This is a genomic window from Brevibacillus sp. HB1.3, from assembly GCF_013186635.1.
Classification (GTDB): Bacteria; Bacillota; Bacilli; order Brevibacillales; family Brevibacillaceae; genus Brevibacillus; species Brevibacillus brevis_D.
In genome coordinates, this window is record NZ_JABMIT010000007.1 from 15,357 (window position 1) to 27,266 (window position 11,910).

General features: G+C 44.9%; 12 protein-coding genes. 10 read left to right on the forward strand and 2 right to left on the reverse strand.

The window, feature by feature from the left end; genetic code table 11:
* The first annotated feature begins 8 nt into the window (after positions 1 to 8).
* From HPY31_RS17200 to HPY31_RS17210, 3 genes are all read left to right on the forward strand, one after another.
* The gene (locus tag HPY31_RS17200; RefSeq protein ID WP_016741111.1) at positions 9 to 1,268 is read left to right on the forward strand and encodes a helix-turn-helix domain-containing protein; all 1,260 of its coding nucleotides are present in this window, start codon (positions 9 to 11) and stop codon (positions 1,266 to 1,268) included.
* A gap of 575 nt (positions 1,269 to 1,843) precedes the next feature.
* On the forward strand, positions 1,844 to 3,313 hold the full coding sequence (locus HPY31_RS17205) for an S-layer homology domain-containing protein (RefSeq protein WP_172141705.1): 1,470 nt from the start codon (positions 1,844 to 1,846) through the stop codon (positions 3,311 to 3,313).
* 355 nt (positions 3,314 to 3,668) lie between these two features.
* On the forward strand, positions 3,669 to 5,378 hold the full coding sequence (locus HPY31_RS17210) for a hypothetical protein (protein ID WP_172141706.1): 1,710 nt from the start codon (positions 3,669 to 3,671) through the stop codon (positions 5,376 to 5,378).
* Positions 5,379 to 5,685: 307 nt separating this feature from the next.
* Here HPY31_RS17210 and speD read toward each other — a convergent pair whose 3' ends face one another.
* The gene (gene speD / locus HPY31_RS17215) at positions 5,686 to 6,495 is read right to left on the reverse strand and encodes an adenosylmethionine decarboxylase (RefSeq protein ID WP_172141707.1); all 810 of its coding nucleotides are present in this window, start codon (positions 6,493 to 6,495) and stop codon (positions 5,686 to 5,688) included.
* A gap of 205 nt (positions 6,496 to 6,700) precedes the next feature.
* On the opposite strand from speD, the gene HPY31_RS17220 reads away from it, so the two are divergent.
* From HPY31_RS17220 to HPY31_RS17250, 7 genes are all read left to right on the forward strand, one after another.
* On the forward strand, positions 6,701 to 7,054 hold the full coding sequence (locus tag HPY31_RS17220) for a DUF805 domain-containing protein (protein WP_016741117.1): 354 nt from the start codon (positions 6,701 to 6,703) through the stop codon (positions 7,052 to 7,054).
* A gap of 219 nt (positions 7,055 to 7,273) precedes the next feature.
* On the forward strand, positions 7,274 to 7,519 hold the full coding sequence (locus HPY31_RS17225) for a spore gernimation protein GerQ (RefSeq protein WP_172141900.1): 246 nt from the start codon (positions 7,274 to 7,276) through the stop codon (positions 7,517 to 7,519).
* Between the two features lie 13 nt (positions 7,520 to 7,532).
* Positions 7,533 to 7,904 (forward strand): spore coat protein, encoded by a 372-nt coding sequence (locus tag HPY31_RS17230; RefSeq protein ID WP_012684542.1) that lies wholly within the window; start codon positions 7,533 to 7,535, stop codon positions 7,902 to 7,904.
* A 15-nt stretch (positions 7,905 to 7,919) separates the two neighbouring features.
* Complete coding sequence (locus HPY31_RS17235; RefSeq protein WP_172141708.1) at positions 7,920 to 9,056, forward strand: zinc-dependent alcohol dehydrogenase; 1,137 nt, start codon at positions 7,920 to 7,922, stop codon at positions 9,054 to 9,056.
* A 30-nt stretch (positions 9,057 to 9,086) separates the two neighbouring features.
* A complete protein-coding gene (locus HPY31_RS17240; RefSeq protein WP_012684540.1) occupies positions 9,087 to 9,281 on the forward strand; it encodes a hypothetical protein in 195 nt (64 codons plus the stop codon).
* Positions 9,282 to 9,293: 12 nt separating this feature from the next.
* Positions 9,294 to 9,587: a spore coat protein gene (locus HPY31_RS17245; RefSeq protein ID WP_016741119.1), complete on the forward strand. Its 294-nt coding sequence runs from the start codon at positions 9,294 to 9,296 to the stop codon at positions 9,585 to 9,587.
* A 147-nt stretch (positions 9,588 to 9,734) separates the two neighbouring features.
* Entirely contained in the window at positions 9,735 to 10,349 is a 615-nt protein-coding gene (locus HPY31_RS17250) for a hypothetical protein (protein ID WP_253901845.1), read from the forward strand.
* 140 nt (positions 10,350 to 10,489) lie between these two features.
* Here the strand turns inward: HPY31_RS17250 and HPY31_RS17255 are convergent, their stop codons facing one another.
* Positions 10,490 to 11,743, reverse strand: coding sequence for a CynX/NimT family MFS transporter (locus HPY31_RS17255; RefSeq protein WP_172141901.1), 1,254 nt, complete (start codon positions 11,741 to 11,743; stop codon positions 10,490 to 10,492).
* Positions 11,744 to 11,910: the final 167 nt, after the last annotated feature.

Below are 11,910 nucleotides of genomic sequence, written 5' to 3' on the forward strand. Positions count from 1 at the left end.
GGCATCCAATGTTTATGGAAATCGGAGATTTACTCCATGCCTACCGACAACGGAGAAATATATCGTTGAGTGAGCTTGCAGAGCGTACAGACATTAGTAAAGCAGCACTTTCCAAAATTGAATCAGGGGAAACAAAGCGACCAGGGTTTTCCCAATGGAAAAAGATCGCAAGTGCTCTCAATATTCCGCATGTCGACGTAATCACCGCATATCTGGACACCACGGAAAGACCTGTGACACTTCAATTACTGCTGAAAGAGGCGCTTGAACTTAATTACCCGCCAGTAGTGCAGCTGGTAGCTCTGAAGCTACTGGAAACGCCAAAAATGGACACTTTTCTAGCGCTCGATCATCTTCTACAGGCGACTAATGACGCGAAGGATCAAGGTGTCACGCTGACCCTATATAATGTGATGATTGATTATGCGAGGAAACACGGCGTTCCGTTCTATCTAGGAAAGGGACTCTACGAGCGATATATGCTCGAAAGGGACGATTTCTCGCGATTTGAAGAAACCTACCGCCGAGGAAAGGAATTGCTGCACTACATTGATCTGCTAGCGCCGATTGAACGTATTACCTTTTACTATCGAATGGGAACGCACGCGTATATCTTAGGCTACTACGGGGAGAGTATCGAATTTTGCGGGAAAGGAATTCGCGAAGACGGTACGGACAATAAGCCCAAAGCCTCGGCCCTCATTTCAATTGTCAATTCATACCTGAGTCTGGGCGATCTGATCCTAGCTGAACTGTATTTAAAAGAGTATGAAGATAGTGAATACGCAGACTATCGAAAGATTCATCTGCGCGCGCTTCTACACGCGAAACAAGGAAAGCACGAGGATGCAATGAGATTGTACGAGCTGTGCCTTGCAGAAGCAGGGAAGGATAGCCGCGTGACCATTGTCAGCGATCTTTTAGAGGTCTATCTGGAAAGTGGCAATGATGCCCTTATAAAAGAGCTAATCGACTCCGAGGATCAATTTTTACCTTCAGACGTTCTCGCCCATCCGTACCGGATTAAACAGGCTGCGCGATACTACAAGCGAAAGGGTGTGAGTCAGCTCGCGATTGGACACATTGAAGAAGGATTCGATAGCCTGCTGCAAAGTATCAGCTACTATCGACAGCTAGGTGCGTCCGACAAAGTTATAGAGGGTGTGGGACTCTTCCTAAAACATCATCGGCTACAACAAAAGGTTTTTTCGTTTGAAGACATGGAAATTATTGAGAAATTCTGCCATAATGAGGGTATCTATAAATAAGGGAGGGATAGCCTGTGAAAAAGAAACTACTTGTACTCACTTTTGCTTTCCTTTTCACCGTAACGCCACTGTTAACACCGAATCTTAGTGAAAACAAAGTAATACTTAACGGAGCCGAACCTGATTGGTAGAGCGCTGCAAGTAGTCGTCTGCCCCTGCAATGAAATCACTCTTGTTGCGGAAGGTTACATATTTGGGGATTAGTACAAGCAAATGATTTGCTAGAATTGCCGCCCTTTCATGCAAATGCACGAAAAAGAAGGGATACCATTCCGGTTATTCTATTGATGAAGAGTTGAAATAAGGCTCCTTCTCGTTTAACAGTGAAGATGCTGAACACGGGATTACGAAAAGGAAAAATAAATACCGTTAATTTATTCAGGAGAGGCAGCGAAAGCTGTCTCTTTTTTATGGGCTTGACGCCGTATAGTCAGTAAGAAAGTAGCCAGTTTATCTTTTTTTAAGAACTTTTTTAGATTCTATTAATCTCTTGTTTCTTGGCAGTTTAGGTCTCTCGACTATCCTACAAGTAATCAAGCAACACCCACTCAACTGATTTAGAGGAGGACCAACTGATGAAAAAGTTTTCCAATAAAATCGCAATCATGATGCTCGCAACTGTTATGGGCACAGCATCCCTTCCTTACACCGCACTGAATGTGCAAGCAGCTTCCAATCCCCTGAATGCTCAAGAAATTCAGCAAGCCGTTACTGAACTCTCCAAGCTGAAAGTCATGCAAGGCAGTAACATTCATAATCAAGTTACGCGTGCCGAGCTGGCAAAAATGGTCGCACACACCTTTGGCTTGCAAGGCGGCAAAACAGATAAATCCGTAACGTTTACGGATGTGAAAGCAAATGACTGGTTCTATAAATACGCGGTTGATCTGGTCTCCCTCGATATCATGCAAGCAAAAGATGGCCATTTTGATCCACGTGGAACCGTGACAGATGCTGAATTCGTGCAAATCGTCGCAAAAGCGCTCAAGCGTGATGTGAAGTCGGTTAACTACTGGGCGGAACGCTTCTTCTCCGCAGACAGCAACGTTACTCGCGGTGAAGCCGCTTATCAGTTGAATGTGGCTCGCCAGGCAATCCCTTCTGATAAAGCGACCATCACCAGCGTACACGCCTTGAACGAAATTACATTGATTGTAACGTTCGATGCTCCGTTGACCGCAGAAAACGAAGCATTTGCCAAAGCAAAAGAAGACTTTGTCTTTAGCGATGGACTGACACTGACCAATATGCCGCGTCTGAAAACAGGCTCTACCAATACCTACATCGTGCCGACCTCTGTTCAAAAGCCAGGAATCACCTACAGCCTGACATACAAAGGGAAAAAGGCGGGCACATTCGCGGGCAACGCAACCAAGATCAACATGACAGAAGTGCGCCAAGTAACAAATGATACGTTTGAAGTCGAGTCCCTGCAAGCAAATGGTGTCATCGATTATGGATATGTCATCTCCGCCTACAGCGGAGGGCGTGGTGCAACTGCATTGGTGCTGGATCAAAACAACAGTGCAAACGGCAAAACGTATCAAATCATTTCTTCCATGCAAGCAAGACAAGTGACCATTACACCAGAAGGCGGACAACCAATCGTAGCGAAATACGTGCCTTTCACGCAATCAACAGACGGCAAGCAAGAAATTAAATTCCGTCTGCCAGAAGGCCAAGTCCTGACTCCGGGCGTTACGTTCACCATTACATCCGACTGGGCGAATATCGCGAATCCAACCTTCGTCGCAAAAGAAATCGCTCCGCTCGAAATCAGCGAAGCCAAAGCAGTTAGTGAAACTTCTATCACCGTTTCCCTGACAGAAGACCCGGGAGACGAGCTGTTCTCCGGACGCAGCATAGAACTCACTAGTGCAGACGGAGAAAAACTGTTGGCGACGTACAAATATTCCAGCCGCAAAGGTACCACAGGCGTGTTTGACATCCAGCAAGATGGTAAACTGAAAGCAGGTACCACATACACAGTAACACCTGTCGGCGATTGGGCAGGCAAATCTTCTGCCGAGCTGACAGTCGAGTAGTCTTTTTATGAGAGTTCAAAAAGTCGGCTTTTCAGCACCGAGAAAGTAACGTGAACCTGAAGAAGGAGGAGCGGAGTGTAGGAAACCTACATGAGCACCGGACTTCAAAGGTGAACGCCAGTTTCGATGCTGATTTTACTCTCAAAACTACTTCGTGATCAAAAGTCGATTTTTTGAACTACCTTATGGAAGAAACAAAGGATAGGATCGTCAGAACTCATCTGACCCCTATCCTTTTTCTTATTTCCTAGCCCAAAAGCCCCTGCAAAAATCAAAACTTTTCCTATATTTAGGCGTCTACTACTAGTAAATCATTCCATTATGCCTATACCATTTTGACAGGAGCCTGTTTTACATGACCGTCAGCTCGTTTACATCGATTCTGGAAACGGATAAACGAATCCGAAAAGCTTCTCCTAACCTTGAAGCTAAGGTGGAGATGTACAAGCTCTTTCTCGCTTCTACAGACGCTATTGAAATCCACATCAATAACCTGACGCATCCATTAACTACCATTAGAATCTATGACATCCATCGAACAAAACTTGCAGAAGCTGAATATAGTCCGAACGCCCCCATCATCCTTCCGTTTTTTCCAAAGGAAGATGGTCTTTACTATGTACAGCTGACGATTGGGCCTGATCCAGACCCGCAGCACACCTATCAATTGCACGTGGATAAGTACAAACGCCTATCGGGGATCATGAATCAATCGGAGGAATTTACCGCAGAAAATGGCCCGTACATGATCGGACCAGAGGATGTCATCATAGCTGCTGGGACATCTATCAGCTTTGAAGCAGGGACATCCATCAATGTACGGTGTCAAAACAAGATCGTCGTCCAAAACGGTGCTTCTGTTTCTTTTCGCGGAGAACCAGACAAACCTGTCGTCGTCATCGGAGCCATTGACGATACAACCGCACACCGTTGGACTCAGCTCGTGTTATCTCCCTTGGCTGAGGCAACCTTCCAGCACATCATTGTGCAATACGACAACGATGAAGACGGTGCGGACTTTTTGACCTCAGCAGCCCCTTTCGTTGCGATCGCCTCATCCGTTGAAGAATTCGAGTCAATGGTTGCCAAAGCGGACTATGTGGAGCGGGCCGCAGTCGTGTCTCCCTCTTCTCGCCTGGACTTCATCAAAACTTGGTTCCAGCAGTCCAGCCCTTATCGCTTTCATATTTTTGGCGATCTCTTGCCTGAGCTTTATTTCGGCATGGATGTCACCACTTTTGCTCGATGGGAAACGGATACGAAGCGGATTAACGAAGAACGAGTAGAAGCTGGTGAAATCAATTACTGGGATTTTGTTAACGGCAACTTCACTGCCGATTTAATAGAAGCAACGTTTCTGTTTGCCAATAATGAGAGCAGCGCCGAGCTGCGAATCCAACGATTGATTGATTTTCTGATCATCGCGCAAAAATGGAGGAGAAAACACGGATGCTTCAGCCTGTTCGACATGCTCGATCCGTTCCACGATCACGACGAGGAATTTTACAAAACGTTTGAACAGATGTCGTCCGCCTTCTGGCTCGCACATAATACATCGATTATTCACTGGGATACTCTTTCACGAGAACTCGGCATTTGGCAAAAAGAAAGTTTCTTCGAACGACAATTCATCAACTCTGTCATGATTCGCCTGCACTTCGCAGCCGATCTGCCGTTCTCTCTTCCGGGGTATGGAAACAACATTCCACCTGTCGGCTTTCTGGGTATTTCCATTCACTTTGGCCCGTTCCGCTATCCAGAGGACTATCCAGCTCCCGGGCCTGAATTCGACGTCAATTACGGCGAACTTTCTACAGCTACCTATGTGAAATTTATGTTCGAATCGTTGCTCAATGGCAAAACGAATCCCGTCTACACGTGGTGGATACCTACGCAAGCGGATAAGGAGCTGTTTCGAACCTTGCAGGAAAAAGGCATATCACTGGATTCCCCTCCGGAAGATTGGGACCGCGAATTCGTGCAGCCTGCTAGAAAAACGCTGGAGGAGATTCGGGCCTACTATCTTAACCCTATTGCAAATGAAAGGTTTACCTCCAACTGTTGAGGTCGGGGGAAGCCATGGCACATGTTTTCCAGTCGCCTATATCCTCTCTTCGTTCGGGCGGTCTCCTTCCAAACATGTGCCATGACTTTCGAACAGCAGAGGATCATTTCGAGGCTTAGACCTTTTTATCAGTTATGTCTTGAAGTCTTTTTTGAGGAAGATGTGCTTTTGTTCCATCTTCTTGTGTAATCTGCGTGGAGTATTCCGAGCTTAAAGACAACCTGGATTAACGCTCTAGAGGCATAAAAAGCTTCTTTCCCCCACTACAGCTACGAAAAAAGCCTCCCCAAGTAGGAAGGCTTCCTCTTTAATTCACAAAATTTTTCCCATAGTAAATCTCGTCCATCTCTATTTGCAATTGCTTCGTAATATCCTCCTGCTCCTCTGGTGTCAGCCTATCCTTCGTGTATCCAAACAAATAATTGTTCAGATCAAATTGCCTGCGTTTGCATTTGGTATGGAAAATATTATCTTGGTACACATTCACATCGATCATATGGAACAATTCCTTAATTTCCTCGGGAATATAATTTTGGATGGAACTGATGTCGTGATCGATAAACAGCTTATATCCATGAATATCCCGGGTAAAACCGCGCACCTTGTAATCAATTGTCATCAGGTCTGTATCAAACGAACGGATTAAATAATTGAGTGCTTTGAGTGGAGAAATTTCGCCACAAGTCGACACGTCGATATCGGCCCGGAATGTACTGATGCCCTCTGTTGGATGGTACTCTGGATACGTATGCACCGTAATATGGCTCTTGTCCAATTGCAGTACCACATTTTCAGGCAAAGGTCCGGGGGATTCCTCATAAGATTCAGTAGGGACTTCTACGACAGGCCCCTCGGATACAAGAAAAGTGACGCTCGCGCCTTGAGGTACATAATCTTGCTGGGCCACATTCAGTACATGTGCGCCGATAATATCCGACACGTTTTTCAGGATACTCGTCAATCGCTCTGCATTGTATTGTTCATCTATATATTCGATATACGCTTCCCGTTCCTCTTTTGTTTTCGTGTAGCAGATGTCGTACATGTTGAAGCTGAGTGACTTGGTCAAATTATTGAAGCCATGCAGCGTAACGTTATGTTCTGTTTTTTGTTCCAAGCGTCATTTCCCCCTGTAGTAGCATCCAAAACTCGGTTTGTCTTACTTTTTCCTCTATCTCGTTCATAAATACCCATTACTTTTGTCCTATTAAAAATTGATTCAATAGGATCAGGGAAACTTAACAGAATATGGTTCTAATTCCTTGGGTTTAGTGATAAAATATCGAAGTGTGTCAAAATTTAGAAGAAAGGGGGAAATTATCATGCATTGGTATACAAGCGTATTGAAACAATACGTCGCTTTTGCAGGAAGAGCTAGACGTCAAGAATATTGGATGTTCACTTTGTTCAACATCATCGTATCTCTGGTAATTGCTCTCGTAGACTCATTAATTGGTACTGCATCTGTTTTGGGCATGATCTATTCACTAGCAGTATTACTGCCTAGTTTGAGCGTAACTGCTCGCCGATTGCACGATACAGGAAGAAGTGGTTGGTGGATGCTTCTTGGATTAATTCCTTTTATCGGTGCAATTATCTTGATCGTTTTCATGTGTCAAGACAGCCAAGGAGACAACCAATATGGTGCGAATCCTAAATCTTCGCAATCATTCTAATGTCTCTATCGCCTCTCCTCATAAGGGAGAGGTTTTTTATTTTTAGCCCAAAGAACTCTTTTGCCATGCTCGTCTCTCCTTTGTTTACCTGTGGCACACCCACCTTTCTATGTACTGACTATTCAGAAAATACCACCCCGTCGGAAGACTTCTTTCGAATACCAAGATGTGTATAGGACAGAATAGAACTGTAAAAACGCCCAAAAGGAGGATTGTATGATGAATAAACAAACGCTGGCTGCCCATGAATCACTGGATATTCATGAAGTACTTAACTTCAAAACACTCTGTCTCGCCAAATCCAAGCTGATGCAAGGCATCGTATTCGATCAGGATTTACGAGCGCTGATGCAAAAAGACGTAGAACAATCCTTGCAAGCAATCGAGGAGCTTCAGGCTATTTACAAGAATGCACCCTTCCAGGCACCGATCCCGCAAACTCGCCCGGCCCCCATCATAAACTGAAGGTGAAAATCCGATGAACAACGATTATCAAGATCCCATAAATGCGTTAAACATGCCCGAGAAGGCAGATATGACTTTTGCTATGGACTTCCTCATTCGTGCCAAGGAAGGCGTCCGAAACACAGCAATCGCTCTGACTGAAACCATTACTCCGGAAGCAAGAGCCGTGTTGCGGAAACAACTCCACCAAGGAATTGCTCTCCATCAAGAAATCGCGGAGCTGATGCTCAGTAAAAAATGGTTCCATCCCTACGAGCTTCATGAACAGTATCAACTAGACCATCTCTCAGCCTTGGAAACGATCCAAATCGGGCAAATGAACCTTTTCCCTGAAGATACTTCGCGAAAAAGTATGTTCGATCGGACACCAGATGAACACCACTGATGGAGGAACTTATCGATGAAAGCTGTTACCTACCAAGGCATTAAAAACGTAGTAGTAAAAGAGGTGCCCGACCCGAAGTTGGAAAAGCCCGATGATATGATCGTGAAATTGACAAGCACCGCCATATGCGGATCCGATCTCCATTTAATTCATGGCATGATCCCCAATTTGCAAGAGGATTATATTATCGGTCACGAACCAATGGGCATTGTCGAAGAGGTTGGCCCTGGTGTAACCAAGCTGAAAAAGGGCGATCGCGTCATCATTCCATTTACGATCGCTTGCGGAGAATGCTTTTATTGCAAAAACCATTTAGAAAGCCAATGTGACAATTCAAACGAGAATGGCGATATGGGTGGTTTTTTCGGATATTCCGGTACAACTGGCGGTTATCCTGGGGGACAGGCAGAGTATTTGCGGGTGCCGTTTGCGAACTTTACCCATTTCAAGCTACCTGAAAACTGCGAAGTAGAGGATGAAAAACTGTGCTTGATTGCCGATGCCATGCCAACTGCCTATTGGAGCGTAGATAACGCAGGTGTCAAAGACGGGGATACCGTGATCGTTCTGGGCTGCGGACCCGTAGGTCTTCTTGTCCAAAAGTTTTGCTGGCTGAAAGGTGCAAAACGTGTGATCGCGGTTGATTATATCGAGTACCGCCTGCAACATGCAAAACGTACGAACAACGTAGAAATCGTTAACTTTGAGCAAAAGGAAAATATCGGTAACTACCTGAAAGAAATCACGAAGGGCGGCGCTGATGTTGTCATCGATGCTGTTGGTATGGATGGAAAAATGTCCGCCCTGGAGTTTCTAGCGAGTGGCTTGAAGCTACAAGGAGGCGCTATGGGGGCAATCGTCATCGCTTCCCAAGCAGTCCGCAAAGGCGGTACGATCCAAATTACCGGTGTTTATGGCGGGCGCTACAATGCCTTCCCTCTTGGAGACATCATGCAGCGCAATGTCAACATACGTTCCGGACAAGCTCCTGTGATCCACTACATGCCCTATATGTATGAGCTCATTACCACCGGAAAAGTCGATCCAGGCGACATCATCACACACGTCATTCCCTTGGGTGAAGCAAAGCGTGGATACGAAGTGTTTGATACGAAAACAGACAATTGCATCAAAGTCGTTCTAAAGCCTTGATGAAATGATGGGAAGGAGGGTACCTCTGCGATGAGTTACGGATTGCACGAACAGCTTGAACTGCATGAAATTGCTACTTTTAAAACCATTTGCATGACCAAGTCCAAGACAATGCAAGGCCTCGTTTCCGATGAGACGTTGAGACAGCTTTTGGCTGACGATGTTCTCGTATCCACCAGACAGCTTCAGGAGCTGAGCTCTCTACTGACAAAAGCAAATTCATAGGGGGACAAACGCATGACTGGCATTCTTCAAAGCTTAGCTGGTATGGGTGGCCTGACGGATCAAGTAATCGCTATGGACTTTCTCATCTCCGCAAAGAGCGGTGTGCGGAACTATGCGATGGCACTGACAGAAACAGGCACCCCAGAAATTAAGGCAACACTAACCAAGCAATTGGAAGAAGCAATCGATTTGCACGAAAAGATCAGCCTATACATGATTGAGCGAGGCTGGTACCATCCATGGAATATTGCCGAGCAGATTGAATTGGATCAGCAAAATATCCAGACCGCGTTACATCTTCCGTGAAGTGAAGCACCCTTTTTGGGTGCTTTTTATATTTTGTCTACTATTCGACAATATCTCCTAAAGTAAAAGAAATGTTTATCCTATAAAATGGTATATATAGGGTTTTTTAGGGAGGGGCGATGATATCCATCTCTTAGCATCCACTCGATGAGCGTTTCAGAGCTACATTATCATTGTCAAGAAAGGTTGATGTTCATGTTTAAGAAAGCCTTGATCATCCTGACATTAAGCTCAGTTGTGGCTGTACCATGTTTAGCCGCAGAAGCCCATGGGGCCGCTCTACCTTTACAGGAGAAGGCGCCAGCCTCCGCAAAAACAATAATCAAAAATGCCGCATTTGGTCAGGAAGTCTGGGTCATGCTCGGCTCCCCTATTCCAAACGGATGGGTCGTAATCAGATCTTCTGGCAATATGAACCTGATTAAGGATATGAACAATGCTCCGGCTGGTTACGAAGTTTGGGTCATGCTCGGTTCCCCTATGCCACCTGGATGGGTCGTCATCAGAAGTACCGGAACCATGAACCTGCTTAAAAATCTGAACAGCGCCTCTTCTAATGAGGAAGTTTGGGTCATGCTCGGTTCCCCTATGCCTGACGGCTGGGTTGTGATCAGAAGTACCGGAACCATGAACCTGCTTAAAAATCTGAACAACGCTCCCTCTAATCAGGAGGTATGGGTGATGCTAGGCTCGCCTATTCCTGACGGATGGATTGTGATCAGAAGTTCTGGGAATATGAACCTGATCAAACGTTTAGGCTAATCAGACCAATTGGATAACTGTATCCATAATGGATTCATCTCATTCATCTACAAGCTGACGTCGAACTCCATCGACATCAGCTTGTTTCCTTTTCTTTTTGGACATAGGCTGGGGAAGCTAAAAGTACACGCCTGGTTTACTTACTTCGCATTTGGCGGAGTGTTACTCGGTGGAATCGTTGCTTTTGAACCAATAGAACGATTTCTAGCTGCACCTAGACCAAATACAAAGAGTAAGATTGACGCACAAACCAAAAGTAGAAGGGGAACCGTCCAGCTATCCGTTGCATCATGCAGATATCCGAAAAGGGTCGGGCCTATTGCGGCAAGCAGGTATCCAACTGATTGAGCCATACCGGACAACTCTGCAGCTTGTTGAGCATTCTCTGTGCGTAAACCAAAAAACATCATCGATAAACTAAATGCAAAACCTCCACCAATTCCGAGCATGATGATCCACCAAACAATGAAATTCGCGCTTCCGTAAAGTAATCCAAGCGTTCCCATTAAAAGCAAAATGGCCGTTATTGTAACTAATAAACGTTGGCTGGACATACGCCCAGCGATAATCGGAACGATAAAAGTAAAGGGAAGCAAGGCTAACTGCATAACGGATAGGAACCAACCAGCTTGATCTGAGCTTATTCCTTGCTGCTTTAAGATTTCAGGTAGCCATGTGATCAATACATAGAAAAACGTAGATTGGAGTCCCATAAACAGGGTTACTTGCCACGCTAGTGCGGAACGCCATATATTCACACTGCTATCCGCCGATTGATTATGAACAGTGGCTGTTTCCATATTGCGGCGTTTCATTTGAGGTAACCAAAATAATACGGATACCAAACTAAGAATGGCCCATATTCCCAACGCCCCTCGCCATCCAACTCCTAATCCAACTGCAATGGGAACACTAATACCAGATGCAATTGCCCCTAATAAATTCATAGAAATGGAATATACACCAGTCATTAAACCAATTTGTCTGGGAAACTCCCGCTTTATAAGACTCGGTAACAATACATTAGAAACGGAAATTGCCAATCCAAGAACAGCGGTACCGATATATAAAGTACCGGTTCCTGAGAAAGAACGCAAAATAACCCCAAAAGTAAGAAGGATGATGGAAATTAGAATGATTCCTTCTACTCCAAACCTTCGTCCTAATTTAGGAACAATAGGAGAAAAAAGTGCAAAAGCTAATAGGGGCAACGTGGTAATCATACCTGCCAGCGTATTCGAAATATGAACATCGTCCCTAATAAGACCAACTAAAGGCCCCACCGAGGTTAAAGGAGCCCGTAAATTAGCTGCAATAAATATGATTCCTACAATAACCACCCAAACTGCTGATCTAGTAACGCTTGGATTTGATTTTATCTCTTGCTTGCTCATCATTTTCCCTCTTTGTCTATTAGATTAGATACAGGAGTTAATACGCAACCGAAGAAAAAGTATATTATAATATACCTTTCAACAAACAACATATACTATAATACAACAAACAACCCTTTAGCAACCATTCGGTCGATAAAGGGTCATAGTCGTGGCAGTTTATGAAC